The sequence below is a fragment of the Erwinia sp. PME.40.26/001 genome, from assembly GCF_055556675.1.
On the sequence record NZ_JBVHNP010000012.1, the window covers coordinates 1 to 19,144 of the forward strand.

The 19,144-nt window shown below is 53.5% G+C and carries 18 protein-coding genes; 12 read left to right on the top strand and 6 right to left on the bottom strand.

The features are described 5' to 3' along the window. From ACZ3HG_RS20960 to ACZ3HG_RS20970, 3 genes are all read left to right on the top strand, one after another. Window positions 1-356, top strand: a 356-nt coding sequence (locus tag ACZ3HG_RS20960; protein WP_465334266.1) for a hypothetical protein, incomplete at its 5' end; no start/stop codon positions are given. Further along, the gene (locus ACZ3HG_RS20965) at window positions 331-1,380 is read left to right on the top strand and encodes a colicin D domain-containing protein (RefSeq protein WP_465334268.1); all 1,050 of its coding nucleotides are present in this window, start codon (window positions 331-333) and stop codon (window positions 1,378-1,380) included. The genes ACZ3HG_RS20960 and ACZ3HG_RS20965, both read left to right, overlap by 26 nt. 73 nt (window positions 1,381-1,453) lie before the next feature. Next, on the top strand, window positions 1,454-1,648 hold the full coding sequence (locus tag ACZ3HG_RS20970; protein WP_465334270.1) for a colicin immunity domain-containing protein: 195 nt from the start codon (window positions 1,454-1,456) through the stop codon (window positions 1,646-1,648). 307 nt (window positions 1,649-1,955) lie between these two features. Here the strand turns inward: ACZ3HG_RS20970 and ACZ3HG_RS20975 are convergent, their stop codons facing one another. Continuing rightward, the gene (locus ACZ3HG_RS20975) at window positions 1,956-2,282 is read right to left on the bottom strand and encodes a hypothetical protein (RefSeq protein WP_137269831.1); all 327 of its coding nucleotides are present in this window, start codon (window positions 2,280-2,282) and stop codon (window positions 1,956-1,958) included. 33 nt (window positions 2,283-2,315) lie between these two features. Next, window positions 2,316-3,218 (bottom strand): lipid kinase, encoded by a 903-nt coding sequence (locus tag ACZ3HG_RS20980; protein ID WP_423244852.1) that lies wholly within the window; start codon window positions 3,216-3,218, stop codon window positions 2,316-2,318. 494 nt (window positions 3,219-3,712) lie between these two features. Here ACZ3HG_RS20980 and gdhA point away from each other — a divergent pair, with 494 nt between their 5' ends. Beyond that, window positions 3,713-5,056, top strand: a complete 1,344-nt coding sequence (gene gdhA, locus ACZ3HG_RS20985) for an NADP-specific glutamate dehydrogenase (RefSeq protein WP_191935514.1) — start codon at window positions 3,713-3,715, stop codon at window positions 5,054-5,056. Window positions 5,057-5,153: 97 nt separating this feature from the next. Here gdhA and ACZ3HG_RS20990 read toward each other — a convergent pair whose 3' ends face one another. Continuing rightward, entirely contained in the window at window positions 5,154-6,551 is a 1,398-nt protein-coding gene (locus ACZ3HG_RS20990; protein WP_465334273.1) for an amino acid permease, read from the bottom strand. A 457-nt stretch (window positions 6,552-7,008) separates the two neighbouring features. Between ACZ3HG_RS20990 and dld the strand changes: the two genes are divergently transcribed. Both dld and ACZ3HG_RS21000 read left to right on the top strand, forming a co-directional pair. Further along, a complete protein-coding gene (dld, locus tag ACZ3HG_RS20995; protein WP_465334275.1) occupies window positions 7,009-8,700 on the top strand; it encodes a D-lactate dehydrogenase in 1,692 nt (563 codons plus the stop codon). A 154-nt stretch (window positions 8,701-8,854) separates the two neighbouring features. Further along, the gene (locus ACZ3HG_RS21000; RefSeq protein ID WP_137269827.1) at window positions 8,855-9,298 is read left to right on the top strand and encodes a DUF3828 domain-containing protein; all 444 of its coding nucleotides are present in this window, start codon (window positions 8,855-8,857) and stop codon (window positions 9,296-9,298) included. A 6-nt stretch (window positions 9,299-9,304) separates the two neighbouring features. On the opposite strand, the gene ACZ3HG_RS21005 is transcribed toward ACZ3HG_RS21000, so the two are convergent. Continuing rightward, window positions 9,305-10,237 (bottom strand): VirK/YbjX family protein, encoded by a 933-nt coding sequence (locus tag ACZ3HG_RS21005; protein ID WP_191935516.1) that lies wholly within the window; start codon window positions 10,235-10,237, stop codon window positions 9,305-9,307. A 214-nt stretch (window positions 10,238-10,451) separates the two neighbouring features. Between ACZ3HG_RS21005 and gstA the strand changes: the two genes are divergently transcribed. The 3 genes from gstA (at window position 10,452) to ACZ3HG_RS21020 (ending at window position 12,992) form a co-directional block, all read left to right on the top strand. Further along, window positions 10,452-11,057, top strand: coding sequence for a glutathione transferase GstA (gene gstA, locus ACZ3HG_RS21010; RefSeq protein WP_191935517.1), 606 nt, complete (start codon window positions 10,452-10,454; stop codon window positions 11,055-11,057). Window positions 11,058-11,124: 67 nt separating this feature from the next. Next, window positions 11,125-11,958 (top strand): AraC family transcriptional regulator, encoded by an 834-nt coding sequence (locus tag ACZ3HG_RS21015; protein WP_191935518.1) that lies wholly within the window; start codon window positions 11,125-11,127, stop codon window positions 11,956-11,958. A 71-nt stretch (window positions 11,959-12,029) separates the two neighbouring features. Then, window positions 12,030-12,992, top strand: coding sequence for a DMT family transporter (locus tag ACZ3HG_RS21020; protein WP_191935519.1), 963 nt, complete (start codon window positions 12,030-12,032; stop codon window positions 12,990-12,992). An 862-nt stretch (window positions 12,993-13,854) separates the two neighbouring features. On the opposite strand, the gene ACZ3HG_RS21025 is transcribed toward ACZ3HG_RS21020, so the two are convergent. Continuing rightward, on the bottom strand, window positions 13,855-14,250 hold the full coding sequence (locus ACZ3HG_RS21025) for a transposase (RefSeq protein WP_191935520.1): 396 nt from the start codon (window positions 14,248-14,250) through the stop codon (window positions 13,855-13,857). 545 nt (window positions 14,251-14,795) lie between these two features. Between ACZ3HG_RS21025 and ACZ3HG_RS21030 the strand changes: the two genes are divergently transcribed. Both ACZ3HG_RS21030 and ACZ3HG_RS21035 read left to right on the top strand, forming a co-directional pair. Beyond that, the gene (locus tag ACZ3HG_RS21030) at window positions 14,796-16,052 is read left to right on the top strand and encodes an MATE family efflux transporter (protein ID WP_191936021.1); all 1,257 of its coding nucleotides are present in this window, start codon (window positions 14,796-14,798) and stop codon (window positions 16,050-16,052) included. Between the two features lie 8 nt (window positions 16,053-16,060). Continuing rightward, complete coding sequence (locus ACZ3HG_RS21035) at window positions 16,061-17,017, top strand: ATP-grasp fold amidoligase family protein (RefSeq protein WP_191935522.1); 957 nt, start codon at window positions 16,061-16,063, stop codon at window positions 17,015-17,017. A 58-nt stretch (window positions 17,018-17,075) separates the two neighbouring features. Here ACZ3HG_RS21035 and ACZ3HG_RS21040 read toward each other — a convergent pair whose 3' ends face one another. Next, the gene (locus tag ACZ3HG_RS21040) at window positions 17,076-17,357 is read right to left on the bottom strand and encodes a YjcB family protein (RefSeq protein ID WP_465334281.1); all 282 of its coding nucleotides are present in this window, start codon (window positions 17,355-17,357) and stop codon (window positions 17,076-17,078) included. 488 nt (window positions 17,358-17,845) lie between these two features. Here ACZ3HG_RS21040 and dgcN point away from each other — a divergent pair, with 488 nt between their 5' ends. Then, window positions 17,846-19,144, top strand: coding sequence for a diguanylate cyclase DgcN/YfiN (gene dgcN, locus ACZ3HG_RS21045; RefSeq protein ID WP_191936022.1), 1,299 nt, complete (start codon window positions 17,846-17,848; stop codon window positions 19,142-19,144).

A 19,144-nucleotide genomic window follows, 5' to 3' on the forward strand; every position in this document is an offset into this window, starting at 1 on the left:
ATCGTAGATCTTTAGCTTATGATGAACTGTATAAAGTTAAGGATGAATTAGATTCTATTAAAAGTGAACTTTCACTTGTGTTAAATAATAACATTGAGTGGATGTTGTTTGGAATAGATGAACATAACTCTAGATTGAATTTTGAGGGGGGGGATCTATCTGCTGTTTTTAAACGCTTCTTTAAAGCCTTTGATGAGGCATTAGAATGTACAGAGGTTTACTATCAAGGTTTTAATGAATATATACCTGTAAGAGTTGGGTTTACCGATACACCGTATTATATCGATGATGTTAATAGAGCATCAGAGCAATACGATGCATTAGCCCCAAATGATCCGCCTTTCTGGTTACGTTAAAATAAGTAAAATCCCGACCATCTGGCCGGGATTTTACTGTTCACTCAGTCAGTTACGCCTTAGCCGTCCGCTTCTGGGGCCCTGCGATCACCTGAATAAACTCGGCGATCTGCTGTTGTTTACGGGCGGAGAGCTTTTTACAGGTTTGACGCAGGGTGGTGACAACTTCCGGCTCCTCTGGCTCGAACTGGCCGCAGGAGTTGCGGGCGGCCTGGCGACGGGCGATACTGGCGGAGCAGTGACGGCCGGCCAGGCGGGTAAGAATGCGGTGGAGAATAACTCGCTGAGCGGCGATAAAGCCCGCGAATCGGTTAAGCAGAGCTCTGAACACTGGAAAGAGCAGGTCAGGGATAAGCTGGGCAACGGTACAACCTCTTCCATCGCAAACGGCATTATTAATGCCCTGGCTGATACCGGTGATGCGGCATTAGGTTCAGCGGACTACGTTGCCGATACAGCAATGGCGCTAGCTTCATGTGCTGCCGGGGACAGTTACTGTAGTACGGCGCTGAACGATCTGTCCGGGAAGAATCAGGCGGTGGCAGACAGCGTGAAAGCGCTGATGAACAGCGATGCCTGGTCAGCAGTCGCCGACACAATCAAACAGGCGTCTGAAGGAAATCAGGCAGCGCTGGAAGCTACGGGTGGGATGCTGGCCGGGATTATATTGCCTGGCAAGAAAGTACCAAGTGCAAGCACTGGTATTATTTCTGAAAGCGTTGCTTTCAGCACGAAACAATTGGATAAGAAATTCAAACATGCTGCTGACTTTGGTGTGACAACAACCAAGAAGAATGGCGATACAATTATAGAATATCAAACAGCTATCCAATCCCACCTGAACAATAAAACGGCTTACGAGCATGGAACCTATCTATTATTTCCTAAATCAAAAGTCTGTTTCAACCCGCACACCAATAATGTCGCGGTCGTTGATAAAATAGGTAATTTTGTGAACGGATGGAAACTTGATCCGCAAACGAAGCAATACGAAAACTTCATTAATAATGGAACATTAAGATGAGCATTTATCTTAAAGATTATATTGATCTCTTCCTTGCAAAAAAATAACAGCAGATGAATTTGCTGACAGCTATATGTCCAAATGGAAATGTGAGCGAGATGGTAATCTTCTTGAAAAAGATGAAGAGCATTTAAGCGAACTGTTATCGAGCACTTTTTGTCTGTCTGATATGTATAACCCTGATGATGATCGTGAAGAATATGAGCTTAATGAGGATCAATTACTTGATGAAATCAATAAACTCGTATTTGATTATCTGACTAAATGATCTCAAATCCCAGCCCTCAGCGGCTGGGATTTTTTGCCTGTTATCGGGCTAGCCAGCGTCCCGCTTCTTCACCATCACCTGAATCACGTCCATCAGTTCCCGCAGCTTACGGGCCGAGAGCCTCGGGCAGCGCTGGCCTGTATCACTTCCGGCTCCGTTGGCGGTACTTCCGCCGTCAGCACCAGACAACCGTTCATCACCCGCCCATCAGCCGGCGTGCCGGTGACAATATTATTTGGCTGCGATCTTTAAGAGTCTGCTTACAGTCTGGCCGTCCCTGACGGGCTGAAGGTGTCTTTACCGGCCGTTAATTATTCTCCGCCTCTTCCCCTTCCTCACCCTCTTTCTCTTCCCCACCGCCCGAAATCAAATCAGACAGCTTCATCTCCCCCAGTTCATCCATTTTTTTCCTGGCATCTTCCAGGGGCTGCGCCGCATTCAGTTCTGCCACTTTAGCATCGGCCAGGTCCGTCGCCTGCTTTCTGGTTTCATCCCACTGGGTTTGTGCCGACTCTACCAGACTGTTTGTGCGTTTATCCGCTTCTTCTTTAATATTTTCTTTGGTCGCATCGTCACAGGCGGTAATTAACGTCATCATTGCCGTTAAGGCCAGAATGCTAAATTTATTCATCATATTAACCCTTATTAAACCTTTATCAGATGTTGCTCAGGACGGGGCAAAAACAGTTATTGCATGTGCCTTAATGGTAAACCGGGCGGGCGTCTGCCCAATCAGTTCGCCGTCGGCGTTAATATCATGGGGGCGGCGCGTGCTCAGCGTCATGGCGGTGGTGGACAGGGTGCGCACCTTACGCCAGCGACCGTGCGTTCCTCGCCGGAGTGCGGGCAGCAGGGCTATCATTTCCCACCAGTGCGCCACCTCCAGGCTGTACACGTCCAGCCGGCCGTCATCAGGGGCGGCGCTCTGTTCCACCGTCATTCCCCCGCCGTAAAAGCGCCCGTTGCCAACGGAAACCTGCACGGTTTTTACTTTCTCTACGATGCCGTCATGCTCCAGCGTGGCGCTGAACGGACGGCTCTGCTTCAGCAGCCGGAAGGCCGCCAGTGCATAGCCAAATGTCCCCCAGCGTTTTTTGGACTCGGCCGTTAAATGGTGTGCCAGCGTGGCGGAAAAACCGATGCTGGAAACGTTAAAAAACAGGTGGCCGTTGACCTCACCCAGATCGACGGGGCGCTGGTGCCCGGTGGCAATCACCCTGACGGCCTGACTCAGGTTATTCGCAATACCGAGCGTGCGGGCAAAATCATTGGCGGTGCCCAGCGGCAGTACGCCCAGCGGCAGCCCGCTGTGCATCAGGCCTCTCGCGGCGGCATTCAGGCTGCCGTCACCGCCGCCGACAATAACCAGATCGATGCGGTCGGCATAGTCGAGAATAATTTCGCTACTGTCACGGCGATCGCCGGGCCCGGGCTCAATCACCTGAATGCCTCCGGCGGCCAGCAGGGATAATGCCTGCTGTTTATTCGCTTTCCCGTTACGGGCGTTTTCATTAATCAGTAATAATCCGATCGGCTTTTCCTGATTATTTTCGTTGTGATTGCTCATCATTATTTTCTCAGGTGGTAAAGCACAATTTGTGGAGGATTGATGAAATCACACTCAATTACGATGCGGCAAGCCGCATTTATTAAGTTTACATTTATACATAAATAATGACGCCACAGGCTGTCTTGCGGCTGAAATAAATACAATCACTGTCGTTTGTTTGCGCTGTAATAAAAGTGTCATCTTTTCTTTTTTCCGCAGATATTTATTCAACGGTCCGTTTTTGCTTTTCTGACCGGGCAATCAACAACAGTGATGATGGCGGCTGTGTGATAACTTTTTCTTATGGTGATGCGTGGGAATTTCTTGCATCAGCTCAGGTTTTTCGCCGCCTGCGGCAGTTTCGCTCGTTTTTTAGCGTTTTCCCGGGTCATAAGTTTTTTGTTGTACCACCGAAAGCCGGTGATATAGTCGCAGAGGAACAACATCATCCCTCTGATTACCCTAACAATACTAAACAACATCAGGGCCAGAACATTACGCACAAGGAATTAGTCATGACAGCTTTTCACTCTCTTGAGTCGTTTCTCACCTCCGTTCAGCAGCGCGATCCTCACCAGCCGGAATATCTGCAGGCCGTGCGCGAGGTGTTCACGTCACTGTGGCCGTTCCTGGAACGACACCCGCAGTATCAGGAGCAAAGCCTGCTGGAGCGTCTGGTCGAGCCGGAACGTGTGATCCAGTTCCGCGTTGCCTGGACGGACGATCGCGGTCAGGTGCAGGTGAACCGGGCATGGCGCGTGCAGTTCAGCTCCTCCATTGGCCCCTATAAAGGCGGGATGCGCTTCCATCCGTCGGTAAACCTGTCGATTCTGAAATTCCTCGGCTTTGAGCAGACGTTTAAAAATGCTCTCACCACCCTGCCGATGGGCGGCGGTAAAGGCGGGTCGGACTTTAATCCGAAAGGGAAAAGCCATGCGGAAGTGATGCGCTTCTGCCAGGCGCTGATGACGGAACTGTACCGCCACCTGGGCCCGGATACCGATGTGCCTGCGGGGGATATCGGCGTGGGGGGCCGTGAAGTGGCCTTTATGGCCGGGATGATGAAGAAGCTGTCGAATAATACCGCCTGCGTGTTTACCGGCAAAGGCCTGTCATTCGGCGGCAGCCTGATCCGCCCGGAAGCCACCGGCTACGGTCTGGTCTACTTCACCGATGCGATGCTGAAGCGTCACGGGCTGGGCTTTGAAGGCAGTACCGTTGCGGTTTCCGGTGCCGGTAACGTGGCGCAGTACGCCATTGAAAAAGCGATGGCGCTGGGCGCGCGCGTGCTGACGGCTTCTGATTCACGCGGAACGGTGGTAGACGAAGCCGGGTTTACCCCGGAAAAGCTGGCGCTGCTGGCGGAGATCAAAAACGTGCGTTACGGCAGCGTGGAAGATTATGCGCGTGAACGTGGTCTGGTTTACCTTGCCGGGCAGCAGCCGTGGAGCGTGCCGGTCGATATCGCCTTACCGTGCGCGACGCAGAATGAGCTTGATCTGCCGGCGGCACGTCAGCTGATTGCTAACGGCGTGAAAGCCGTGGCGGAAGGGGCCAATATGCCGACCACTATCCCGGCGACCGATGCGTTCCTTGAGGCGGGTGTACTCTTTGCGCCGGGCAAAGCGGCAAATGCCGGTGGCGTAGCCACTTCTGGCCTGGAGATGGCGCAGAATGCGGCACGTCTGAGCTGGAAAGCGGAGAAGGTCGATATTCGTCTGCAACACATCATGCTGGATATTCATCACGCCTGCGTGGAGCACGGCGGAGAAGGCAGGCAGACCCACTACGTCCACGGCGCGAATATTGCCGGGTTCGTTAAAGTGGCGGATGCAATGCTGGCTCAGGGCGTGCTGTAACGCCGGATCGTGAATGTTTTACCGGGTGGTCCTTGCTGATCGGGGCCGCCCGGCAGTGCCCGGTACCGGCACGGGGCAACCAGGAAAAGGGTCGCCCCTACGACGCCGTAACGACATTTTGCTGCTCACGTCGCTGTTTCACCCGCCAGAACCACGCCAGCAGGATAAACCACAGCGGCATCGCGCACAGCGCGGTCAGCGTATCCGGGTCAAAGACCATTACCACCAGTGAGAACAGAAAAAACAGTAGCGTCAGCCAGCTCATCACAATCCCGGCGGGCATTTTAAACGTCGAGCGCTCGTGCAGTGCCGGGCTGCACCTGCGGTACACCAGATACGCCACCAGAATCATTCCCCAGGTATAAATCACCAGAATCGCTGCCAGTGTAGACACCACGGTAAACAGCGTCATCACGTTGGGCACCAGGAACAGCAACAACGTACCGCTTAACATACAAAAGCAGGAAAACATCAGGCTGCGGACCGGGATCCGCGTGGTGCGCGACAGAATACGAAACTGCCAGTGGGCGTGCTGTTCCAGCGACAGGCCATACAGCATGCGGGTGCTGGAGTAGACCCCGCTGTTGGCGGAGGACATCGCCGAGGTCAGCGCCACAAAGTTGATCACGGCGGCGGCGGCGGGCAGCCCGGCTTTGGCAAACAGCGTGACAAACGGGCTGGTGTCCGGCGAGATGTGCGGCCAGGACGTCACGGCGATGATCACCACCATCGACAGCACGTAAAAGATAATGATGCGCAGCGGGATCGCCCTGATCGCGCGGGGCAATACCTTCTCCGGCGAGCGGGTTTCTGCACTCATGGTGCCCAGCAGTTCAATGCCGGTGTAGGAGAAAATCGCGATCTGGAACCCGGCGAAGAAGCCGACGATGCCGTGTGGCATAAACACCGCCGCGTCGGTGAGGTTGTCCAGCGAAGCGGTCACGCCATCCGGTGACGTCCAGCCGCGGGCGATCATCCAGAAGCCGGTGACGATCAGCGCAATAATGGCAATAACTTTAATAATCGCAAACCAGAACTCGGCTTCGCCAAACATCTTCACCGACAGCAGGTTAAACAGGCACAGCAGCCCCAGCGTCAACAGCGCCGGGATCCACGGCGACAGCGTCGGCAGCCAGTACTGCATGTAGCCACCGCAGACCACCACATCGGCAATACAGGTCACCACCCAGCTCAGCCAGTATGACCAGCCGAGGAAGAAGCTTGCCTTCGGGCCAAGGTAGTCGGAAACAAAATCCGCAAACGAACGGTAATCCAGACGGCTCAGCAACAGCTCGCCCATTGCCCGCATCACCATATACATAAAGAAGCCGACCACAATATAGGTGATCAGAATGGAGGTACCGGATACCGCAATGGTTTTTCCCGCCCCCATAAACAGCCCGGTGCCGATAGCGCCGCCCAGCGAAATCAGCTGAATATGGCGCGAACTGAGTCCGCGATGCAGGTGCTGCGGCGCATCCTTTGGGTCAGACATGGCATCCTCTCATTCAGTTCTTGTTAGCCGATACAACCCTCCCTGAAACGGGTGGCAATCAGGGCAATACGTCGGGGGGACAGGTACGTGGCGTTCATGCTGGCGCTGCGCTGTAACAAAGTCAACACAGGTGTATAGACAAATTATTCACTTTTTGATCACATTCAACTTTCTGAAAAACAGGGTAAAATATTTTTATATGCAGTTAAATTGCATATAGAATGCATAAAAAAGCGTTTCCTACAGGTTAATCAAAAGTTAACTATTTATTCATTTTTTGCCGACAGACGCGTGCGAAAAAAAGATCGGCAGGCTGGCGTTACGATCGATTTCCGTTATGGGCTTTTCGCCGCGATCAGCAACCTGACCGATTTTCACGACCCCGGCGCTGGCCCTGGCGCCAGCCCCTCGGGTACAATCGATGCTGCTAAAAATGCGCTATGGAGCGGCACCCTGAATGCAACATTCTCTGATCCTGCAACAACTGAGCGACCTCGTCGGCTCAGACCATCTGATTGCTGACGGTGAACGTAAGGCCTATTACTGCAAAGGTTTTCGCGTGGGTCACGGCGACGCACTGGCGGTGGTGCTGCCGGTAACGCTGCTGCAGCTGTGGCAGGTGCTCAGAGTCTGTCAGCAAAACGATGCCATTATCCTGATGCAGGCGTCCAATACCGGGGTGACCGGTGGCTCGACGCCGCACGGTGATGACTATGACCGTCCGGTGGTGATTGTCAGCACGCGCAATATTAAAGGCGTTCAGGTCATCGACAATGCACAGCAGGTGATTGCCTTCCCCGGCAGTACCCTGACGGAGCTGGAAGAGAGCCTGAAGCCGTGGCAGAAAGAGCCGCATTCCGTCATCGGCTCCTCCTGCATTGGCGCGTCGGTGGTGGGGGGGATCTGCAATAACTCCGGCGGCTCGCTGCTGCAGCGCGGCCCGGCGTTTACCGAAAAGTCGCTGTTCGCGCAAATTGACGATCGCGGCCAGCTGCATCTGATCAACCACCTCGGTATTGATCTGGGCCAGACCCCGGAAGAGATGATCGCCCGGCTGGAGGCCGGAGACTACACCACCGGCACCGCGCCGGACTGGGAAGGGAAGATCTGGGCCGACGACTACGCGGCGGTGATCAAAGATGTCGATGCCACCACGCCCACGCGCTTCAACGGCAACCCGCAGTATCTGCACGACAGTGCGGGCTGTGCCGGCAAGGTGATCGTCTTTGCCGTACGTCTGGCCACTTTCGACGCCACGCCGCAGGAGGACACCTTTTACATCGGCACCAATGATGAGCAGGTACTGCTCGACCTACGTCGCTATCTGATCGAACGGCTCGATACGCTGCCAATCCAGGCGGAATACATTCACCGCAACGCGTTTCGCCTGACCCTGCGCTATGCCCGTCATATGTTTTTGTCGATCAAACGGCTTGGGCCGGCGGCGCTGCCGGGGCTGATGCGCAAAAAGGCGCTGTGGGATGCGCGGGTGAAAAAGCTCAGGATCCTGCCGGCCAACACTATCGACCGGCTGATCCAGTGGGGTAACCGCATCACGCCGTCAACCGTTGCCCCGCGCCTGCTCTCTTATCATCGCCGCTACGAGCATCATCTGATGATCAAGCTGGCCCGGCCGGAGGTGGCGCAGATGAGTCGCCTGCTCACCACGTTCTTTGCCTCACGCAACGGCGACTGGTTCCATTGTACGGATGCGGAGCAAAAGGATGCGTTTCTGGTCCGCTTTGGCGTGGGTGCCTGTACGGTGTTCTACTGCGATCGTGCCGGTATCAGCACCGATGAACGACTGATCGCCTTTGACATTGCGCTGCGTCGTAACGACGACCAGTGGTTGATCCGCCTGCCATCAGCGCTGCAGGATCAGGTACTGGAAGCGTCCTGCTGTGGTCACTTCTTCTGTCTGGTGAACCATCAGGACTATATTCTGAAACCGGGCGTTGATGGCGCGCAGTTCAAAGCGGCGGTGCTGGACTATCTTGACCAGCGCGGAGCAAAGTATCCGGCAGAACATAATATCGGCCATCTGTATCACGCTTCCGATGCTCATCAGCATCACTTCCGTCAGCTTGACCCGACCAACGCCTGTAATCCGGGCATTGGCAAAACCAGTAAGAAGAAGCACTGGGCATGACGGTGCCTGTCGGGCCTGGGATAAACATTTACTAAATAAGCAGGTAAACAGGAGGCCGGAGGCTGGATTAGCCGGATAAATTCAATACAATCACTGGCGACCTGACAGGCACAGGTTGGGAAAATGAATAGCGGTGTTATCCGGAGCGGTTTGCATGAAAAAGTGGTTGCTGATGCTGGTGGTTTCGCTCGTTGCCTTTCAGGCAGCGGCGGCAGCACATAATGACGATCCCCAGGGAACCAGTCTGGCGTTTTACAACTGGTATCTTACGGCGCTGAATAAAGAAGAGAGCCCGATTGATGAACACGATCCGTTACTTAACGAGTACGTGACGCAGCGTCTGCTGCAGAAGATCAATCTGCTGATCAAAAGCCCGGATGGCATGGATGATGACTATTTTCTGCAGGACCAGGACTACAGTGACGGCTGGGTGAATAACGTCAGCGTCAGTCGCTTTACGTTAAACGGCAACCGGGCAACGGGAGATGTCACCCTGGGACGTGACCCCGGTGACCAGCAGCATCTGCTGGTCACGTTGCTTCACGAAGGTGATGGCTGGAAGATTGACGACGTTGAGCAGGAAACCACCGCCCCTTAATCAGCCTCAGTGAAAACGGGCAAACTGCTGGCGGATGGTCTCCAGTAGCTCATAGCGGCGGCGATACTCCGCGCGCTTTTTACTGGGGATCTCATCCATACTCTTCTGACTGAATACCAGCGGCAGCTGCCACAGCGCCGGGGAAATCTGTTCCGCATTAAGGGACTGCCAGAATTCGTCATAGCTCGCCAGAAACACATCCTTCTTTTTAAAGCGATAGCGCAGGCTGCGGTAGGTGTGGCCCTGGTCACTCACCGCCCTGATCGCACTGATCCCGGTGGCCCGAGCCAGCAGGGAGACCCCCTCCAGCAGCACGCGTTTAGGAAACAGCCCGAAGCAGGACTTTGTCGCGGAGCGGATCAGCTCGTGCGGCGTCGAGCTGCTCGCACCCTGGATCCCACCGATCACCAGCACCGGCAGTCCCTGTTGATCCGCCACGGCAAAAGTCAGGATAGCCAGCACTGTGCCGTCGCAGCGCAGCAGCATGTTCACTTCGCCTTCACGCTCACAGCGTCCATTACAGGTCAGGGTGATCTGAAACTGTTCACCCTCTTTGCCGGTGAAGCTGGCCAGCTCCGTGGGCTGGGCCGACAACATGGCGTTGCGCAGGCCCGGATGAGTGAGCTGCTGCAAAAAATCATAATGCTGACTGAGCACCGCTCCCCGCTGTCTGGCGGTCAGTCCCAGGTACAGGTAAGGTCGGTGGATCTTACCCGGCAGCATCGGTTGCAGATCCAGCGCCTGGCGCATCGTCGGCCGGATGGCGATCTGCTGCATGTGCTGTGCGCTTGCCACAGGCCAGGCCAGCGAGCGCGCAAGGAATTTGGCACGCCAGGACGATTTTGCCCAGAGCGCACCCGGCCTGATGCCGCCGTTCAGCAGCGCCAGAAAAAGCGAAAGTCCGCTTGCCTGACGGGGGATAACCAACGTGTCTGACATGATGTTTTACCTGTCCCTGTGGAATTGACTGCATTGAAGCACGTGCAAAATAAATGGCGCATCAATGCCCGTGAAACCCATCCCTCTGTCAGTACGGTGGTTAAGCTGGCGTTTAATTTTGCGCCAGGCACGCTGTAGTGGCATCAACGGCTAACGTCGGCGTAAGATGAGTCGCTTACGCTGGTCCACGTTAATTAACAAGGAATAACGACTGATGAAACTGTTCTATACCCCGGGTGCCTGCTCCCTCTCCCCGCATATTGTTCTGGAAGAGGTCGGAGCGACCTTTACGCTGGAAAAAGTTGACCTGAAAAGCAAAAAAACCGAAACCGGTGCCGACTTTGTCACCATCAACAGTAAAGGTTACATTCCTGCCCTGGTGCTGGACGACGGCAGCCTGCTGACCGAAGGTACGGTCATTGCGCAGTACGTGGCCGATCTGAAGCCAGAAGCGGGTCTGATCCCCGCAGCAGGCAGCGTGGAGCGTTATAAGGTGCTGGAGTGGCTGAGCTTTATTTCCACTGAGCTGCATAAACCGATGGGTGCGCTGTTTAACCCGGCGCAAACCGCAGACTGGAAGCAGGCGACGGTGGCCGGGCTGAACAAACGCCTTGACTGGCTCTCTTCCGCGCTGGCCGGAAAAACCTGGCTGCAGGGCGAACAGTTTACGGTGGCCGATGCCTATCTGTTCACCGTGCTGGGGTGGAGCCGGGTAGTCGGCTTTTCCCTCGACGGCTGGCCCGATATTCAGGCTTACGCCGGTCGCGTGGCGGCGCGTCCTGCCGTACAGCGTGCGATGAAGGCCGAAGGCCTGATCTAAGCGGTGTGGATCGCGTCAGGTAAAGATCGTAAGCTGGCTGCCTGACGTGATATCGCAGGGGGTGACATTGAACGGTGTACCTGAGCAGTTCAGTGATGAGGAGGATCGTGCCCGCTTCCGCCACCTTGCGGGGCGGCAGGGCGTTGAGCTCTATCGTGCCCATATCACCCGCTATGCATTTGCCCCCCACACTCATGAAGCGTTCGGCATCGGCACTATCGATCGCGGTGCCGAACGCTTTCGTTATCGTGGCGTCCAGCACCTGGCACCGGTCGGTTCGCTGGTACTGATGAACCCGGATGAACTGCACACCGGGGAGTCCGCCACCGAGGGCGGCTGGCAGTACCGCATGATCTATCTTGAACCACAGCGGCTGGCGGCCCTGACAGGCGAACCGGACTGGTGGTTTGAACAGGCGGTTTGCCACGATCCCTTACGTGCCCGTCAGCTCGCTCACCTGCTTGGCAGCCTGTGGCAGACTGACGATCCCCTTGCCCTGGATGGATTACTGCTCACGCTGTGCGACCTGCTGCGTCCCCATGCCCGCATTGCGCGTCCGCTAGCGGCGGAGGCGCGGCATCGCTTTGATAGCGTGCGCGACTATCTGCGCGCTAATCTCAGTCAGCGGATTACGCTCGACGAGCTGGCGGCGCTGGTCTCTCTCAGTCCTTTTCACTTTCAGCGGCAGTTTAAAGCCCACTATCACGTCACCCCACATCAGATGCTGATGGCATTTCGCCTGTATCAGGCCAGCCAGCTACTCCGTGCCGGGCTGTCGGCAGCTGACGTCGCGGCGGCGGTGGGTCTGACCGATCAGGCACATCTGACCCGCAGCTTCGCCGCCCGCTATGGCATTACCCCTGGCCGCTATCAGCAGCAGGTGCGGGCCGCCGTCCGCTGACCGCAATTTGCTACAATCCCCCGCTCTTACTTTCCCCCATAATGGGGTTTTCTTGCCGTCCGGAGTGGACAATGCTCACTGGAATTTTCTTTGCTCTCAGCGCGGGACTGATGTGGGGCCTGATTTTCGTCGGGCCGCTACTGGTGCCGGACTATCCCGGCACCCTGCAATCTATGGGCCGTTACCTGGCGTTTGGACTGATTGCCCTGCCGCTGGCCTGGCAGGACCGCCATCGTCTGGCGGCACTGACCCGCCGCGACTGGCAGGAAGTGATCAAGCTGACACTGGTGGGCAACCTGCTTTATTACGCCTGCCTGGCTACGGCTATCCAGCGTACTGGCGCGCCGGTGTCGACGATGATCATCGGCACACTGCCGGTAGTGATCGCCGTCAGTGCCAATCTGTTTTATGGCCGGGATGAGGGGCAGCTACGCTGGGGAAAGTTATTCCCGGCCCTGGTACTGATGATTGCGGGTCTTGTATGTGTGAATGTGGCGGAACTGACCGGCACCGGGCGTCCGCCAGACCTGTGGCGCTACCTCAGCGGGATGGTACTGGCCTTTACCGCGGTAGCGTGCTGGACGTGGTACCCGCTGCGTAATGCCCGCTGGCTGCGGAAAAATGCGATCCGTCCGGCTACCTGGGCCACCGCGCAGGGCCTGGCCACGCTGCCGCTGGCGCTGCTCGGGTATCTGCTGGTCATGGGGCAGTTGCACCTGACCCAGGCCGGATTTCCACTGCCGTTCGGTCCGCGCCCCGGGGTCTTTATCGCGCTGATGCTGGCTATTGCACTGTTGTGCTCCTGGCTGGGCACGCTGTGCTGGAATGAAGCCAGCCAGCGTTTACCGACGGTGCTGGTGGGGCCGCTGATTGTTTTCGAGATCCTGGCCGGTCTGGCGTATACCTTCTTATTACGTCAGGCATGGCCGCCGGTGCTGACGCTGTGCGGCATTCTGTGCCTGATAGTGGGAGTGGTGAGTGCCATGCGTATCAAGCCAGAGCCGGTAGTAAAGTCCTTGAAAACAGGCGAATAAATTAACTTCATCCCGGCGATAAAAGCCCTGTTATTGCCGGGACCTTAACGCAATCCACTGTGGCCCGGTTTTACGTATTTTCATCGCTACAATGTGATCTCCATCACTGTTTAGTGCCCTGCAACGGCATTTCAATCGTTAGCTGGCTGTTGCGCCCTCTGCCACATGCAGCGATTGTTCGGCTATAAGAATAATCGCTAATCAACAAATCCTTTTTTTTGTACAGTGTATCCGGCCTACTGAATGGCAAAATCTTCATTTTTGAGACGACTTTCTCTATCAGAGACCATCCTTAACTCGAATTATCTGATGATAAAATCACCCGACTCCGACCGGTGGCGGTAAGCGACAGATTAGCTAATGATAAGCGGTGACCTCTTTTGGGAAGGGTTGAGGCAGGGAAGAGGGATAAAATGATTAGTGCTGGTAAACTTTAAATTCTTGATCATCACCCGTGCTCAGGCGTTATCTGCCCGGCAAGCCAGGTAAATCAGTGTAAAGAGGTGTCACCGGACATCCGGAATCCATCAGAAAAAAGTGAGATTAATGAACCATAAAAAAAAAGAGAAGCGTGAAGAGGGCTAACGGTTTTTTGGCAGAAGACGAAATAATTATCAGAAACTTCAGGTTTACTTTAGGCGCGTTTATCTTTGCCTGCAAAGATAAACGCGCATTGAAAGCCTTGATGCTATTGAGGTTTTAGCTGGTGCCTGACTAAGTTACAGCCAAATACTGGCGCGGGGTTACAAATAACTCATTAGTAAACGTCCGCATCAAAAAGTCGATCTGTACTTTTCAATAAGCGTAAAGAATATTTTATTTTGGTCCTGTTAAAGCATCATAATACACATCGACTGCCTGATTACTGATTTTCAAGATTGTAAGGATAATGGTAAACACTGCGGCTGATATCCAGCAGACGGCAGCTGCGGCGCGTACCAATGTCATAGGTATCCTGTAAGAAATTAACGGCTTGCCGTTTGTCATTGGTTGTAAAGAAATTCTTCAGCACGCTTTGCAGCATCTCCTTGTCGGATGAAAGGGACAGAATCTCTCTTTCCATGCTGTGAACCTTTTCCTCCAACTCTTTGATTTTCCTTCCTTCTTCTGATGACAGTCCGGCATATTTCTTTTTCCAGCTGTAGAATGTGGCTTCGGAAATGCCAAGTTCTTCACAAATCTCTTTAACCTTGATGCCGTTTTCAGAAGCTTTAATGGCACTGGTGATTTGCTCTTCGGTATATCGTGACTTTCTCATGAATGCTATTACCTTTCTTAACAATAATGGGATGAGAATAACTGCATTAATCAATGGATCTGTTTTGCGTAAATATTAGCGCAGCGATTAAAAGTACGCGATTGGAATGGCAGGCTTTAAGTTAAGGGATTATGAAGAAATAACATCATGGGATTTCTCCTATTTTATTTCAAAAGGGTTTTGATAGCTTTCGATATTGGTTTTTTTGATATAGATTCGTCTCATGCCAGTTCAAGGCCACGGCGTAATTAGGAAAACTCCAACGTGCAGGGAAAAAAATGTGTGCTAACTTTAATCCCGGCCAAAGGGATTGAGAAAGCGAACACTGGAAAATTAAGACCACACAAAACCATAATCGAAGAGGCGGTCGCCTGCTTCGGTTAGAAAACAGTCTTTTAAAAATAAAAGGCACAATAAGGCCATTAAATAAAAACTTTTTCGTTTTGCGTTCTCGCCAGCGTTCCACTGTGCGTTATTGAATCAGTTGTGGACACGGATGTGTTGGTTTGCCGTTTGAGTGAGTTGGAAACACAAAGGATGCTTCGATGAAATACAGTGTGATGTCAAACGCGGCGTGGATGATGTCCGAAAAAATTGTGTCAGTATTTGGTGTGATTTTTGTCACATCTTACGTGGCTAAATCGTTCGGTCCCGTTATATTTGGCCAGATAGCATTTTCTGCCTCACTATTTTCAATTATTCAGACTATTGCCATTTTTGGCACGGAAACGATTCTATTTAAAAGCATCAGTAAAAGCACACCGAAAGGAATGCGACTGATGGCCGTGGCAAAGTCGCTACGACTGACCTTATTACTGGTGCTTTCGCTGCCAGTATTGCTGTACGTCTGGCTAACGATGCGTGAGAATTTTATTGTCTTTGCCGTGGCTTCATTTTTATCGGCCCTGTTTGTGACCCAGGATGTTTTTAGCGTTTACAATAACGCCCGCCTGGAATCACGTATGAATACGGTGGCGAATGCCATCGGCATGATACTGAGCTTTATGATCAGTTTTACCGTTGCCTGGTACAAACTGAGCCCGCTGTGGTTATCACTGTCGATTGTTGCGGTCACGCTGGTGCCCTATCTGATTAAGCGCAGTCGCTTCTATCAGACCCACAGCATCAGCCTGCCGCCCCGGCATAAACGTAAGAATTATCTGCGTTATTTGTTGTATGCAGGCCTGCCGCTGGCCATCTCCAGCGTGTTTATCGCCGTCCAGGTAAAGACCGCGCAGTTCTTTCTTCTGGGGGTGAGTTCGGCCCATGACCTGGGGTTGTTTACCGCAGCCAACACCATTTCTGCTTCATGGATTTTTATTCCAGTGGCAATTATTACATCCTGTTTTTCTGAGATTTTCAGAGAACGCGCGGATGTGGCAGTTAAACTGGCTTCACGACTGAATGGTTACGTTATGGCAGTTTCACTTTTGATGCTCTCCGTTGTCACGCTGTTTGGTGACAGGATCATTAACAGCCTGTATGGGCAAGATTACACACAAGCAGGAAACCTCATTACGTTATTGTCGTTAGCAACCTGTTTTTCGGCAATGGGAACCGTAGCGTATCGCTACATGGTTAAAGAGGGTGGCTTCAATTATTTACTGGTGAAAGTGATTCTGCTGGTAGTGATTGGCCTGGCGACATCGTACTTCTTTATCCACACCTGGGGATTAACAGGCGCAGCCTGGAGCGTGTTTATCACCGAACTCCTGTCCCTGACGATAATGAATTATTTCTTTAAGAATGGCGTCATTCTTAAAATACAGCTTTCCTCACTCAACTACAAAACCTACAGATGAGGTCAATCATGTTGAAGCTCAAAGCAGAATTGAGAAAGGGTTTTGTTTACCTGTTCAAGAAAATGCCTTGGTCTTACCAGGATAAAGTTTATTACTTTCAGAAATTCAAAAGAATACCGAATATTCGCGAACCCCGACTGTTCAATGAGAAAGTTCTGTATCGTAAATATGTGACGGGAGACCACGTGCGCTATGCCAATTTATCGGACAAATTACTGGTCCGGGATTATATTGCCCATACCATTGGCGAGTCATATCTGATCCCGCTGGTTCACCAGACTGACGATCCGATAACGCTGCTGAGTCTGCCGAGCCTGAAAAATACGGTGATTAAACCCAATCATGGCTCAGGGATGGTCGAGATCGTGCTGGAGGAGCCTGACTGCATCCAGAAGCAGTTGCTGATTAAGCGCTGTGACGAGTGGCTGCACAAGGATTTCTCACACCATGCGCGCGAGATCCACTATCGCTACATCAAACCCCGCATTCTGGTTGAGCAGTACGTCGGTGACGGCAAGTTTGCCGCCGTTGACTACAAATTTCATATGTTCAACAAGAAAGACGGTAACTTCGAATACGTGCTGCAGGTGATTTATAACCGGGTGGGGAACGCTGCGCTGTCGATGAACTTCTACGTCAACAACCTGAAGCAGACGTTCTATAAAATTCGTGACACCGGATTCGATACCAGCGCCGAGCTGGAGACGCTGGAGCATGCACTGGAGCTCAGTAAACAGCTGGCCGCAGATTTTGATTATGTGCGGGTGGACTGGTACATCCATGAAGGCCATATCTACTTCGGTGAGCTGACCTTCACGCCGGGCGCGGGCATGGTCACCGGACTGGAAAACGGTCTGAATCAGATCATGGGTGATATGTGGCTGCAGGATCGCCAGACGTCAGCGCTGCCTGAGGTCAAAGCCTCCAGCGATGTCCCGATGCCGGCGGTGCTAAAAAAGATCTAAAAAGTGGCAGGTCATCGCCTGCCCGGTGAGCCGGGTCAGCTCCCCGGGCAGATGTCGCTTACGGCATTGGCCAGTCGGCAGGCGTCCGGCTCATCACCTCAACGAACACATCTTTGGTGATATGCCAGAAGTTATGCAGATTATCCATACTCAGCGTAATGCCCAGCAGTCCGGTGACAAACCAGCACGACATGCCAATACCGATGCCGGTAAAAGCAAAGGCCATCACGTTACGGCTGGCTTTACGACAGCGTACGTTAAAGGTGCTGGCAAAAAACATCATCACTGCGCTGAGCAGCTCCCATCTCATAAGAATAACGCTGGTGGTAATAGTCGCCATGCTGAAAACTCCGGGGGGTCTGTCCTGACAAACGAAATGCAACATCACCCGCAGCGGAACCGGAGCTGCCAGGCGTGCTCCTTTCCGGTCTGACGAACAGGTCATTAAAGTGTGATGGCGATCACATTATATCACCCGATTTTAAAAACTGAACAAAATTTAAACCTGGTATGGTAGATATTTTTTACCGCTAGCCTGACTATTCTGTTAAGTCAAATTTATTGGTTTAAGATGAATCCGACGCTATTTAACATTGTGCGTTGTCTTGATGATCTGTAGGATTTTTTCGCTAATGCTACTCATAACCCGGCTGTGCCTTTTCTCCCAGTGCTTTTTCCTGGGCCGGACAGCTGTTGGTCTAAAACAAGAATTATAAATATTTCTAATATAATTACCGATCTGCGAACTGCAGAAATCACCAAGGGGGAGTATATGTCTTTTCATGGTCACTCCTGGCTTCGCCACCTTTCACCGCTTGTGAACATCGGATGAACACCCACAATCAGCGGCCGTCTCAGACGGCACGTGTGCTGCCGACGATGGGCCAGTCGTTCCGGCGTATTCACCTGACGGTGATGCTGGTGTTTCTGCTGTGCAGCGGTCTTTCCCTGTCGGCGCTCTCCATGTACGTATTGCGCAGCTACGCGGAAAATAATATTCAGCTTATTGCCACCAGCGTCAGCTACAGCGCCCATACCGCAGTATTAAAAGGGGATGCCGAAACAGCAAAAAGCCTGTTGAGTGATATCGGCAGCCATTCCGATTTTTCCGCTGCACGCATCTACGATGCTCATCAGAAACTGCTGGTGAGCTGGCAGATGCCGGGTGCCAATGTACATCGGGGCCTCAGCGCCGCCGTTGCCCAGTGGCTGTTTCCGAAACCGGTCAGCGCACCCATTATTCATCATCATAAGGAAATTGGCCGGGTCTGGATCCATGGCGATGCCACGCGCGTGCTGCACTATCTCTGGCAGGCGATGCAGTGGCTGGGGGGCAGTTTGCTGATCACCGCGCTCCTGGCGTTCTGGCTTTCTCACCGCATGCACGCCAGCATTTTACAGGGGCTGAAAAATATCGCCTCGGTGACCCATGACGTGCGCAAACGCCGGGCCTTCTCGCTGCGCGTCCCGTCGGCATCGATTGCCGAGCTGGACAAACTGAGCGGGGATTTCAATGCCCTGTTGGACGAACTGGACCAGTGGCAGCGTCATCTGACGCGTGAGAACAGCTCCCTCGTTCACCAGGCCTTACACGACGGACTCACCGGGCTGCCGAACCGTAAAGCGTTCGATCGCCAGCTTCAGGCGCTGCTGCTGGACCCCCTCCGCCGCCAGCAGGTGGCGGTGCTGTTTATCGACGGCAACCGCTTTAAGCAGGTAAATGATCGCCATGGTCATGCTGCCGGCGATCATGTGCTCACCGTGACCGCGCAGCGCCTGCAGGCGCGGCTGGGCAAAGAGGATATGGTTGCACGTCTGGGAGGGGATGAGTTTGCGGTGCTGCTGACCAGAGCCGGAGATGAGGAAGAGGTCGCTCAGGTGGCACGCCGCATCATCCGCGCGATGCAGCCGCCGGTGCAACTGCCTGATGGCACCCGGGTGGTTCAGTCGTTAAGCGTGGGGGCGGCGATGGCCAGACATCACCCGGTCGGCGAGGTGCTGATTGCTCAGGCAGATGCGGCGATGTATCACATCAAAGCGCTGGGCGGTGGCTGGTATCTGTCGCCGCTGCACTGGGGGCAGGAACCGCTGGCGATGCCACCGCAGAGGCTGATGGCATCGCGTTAA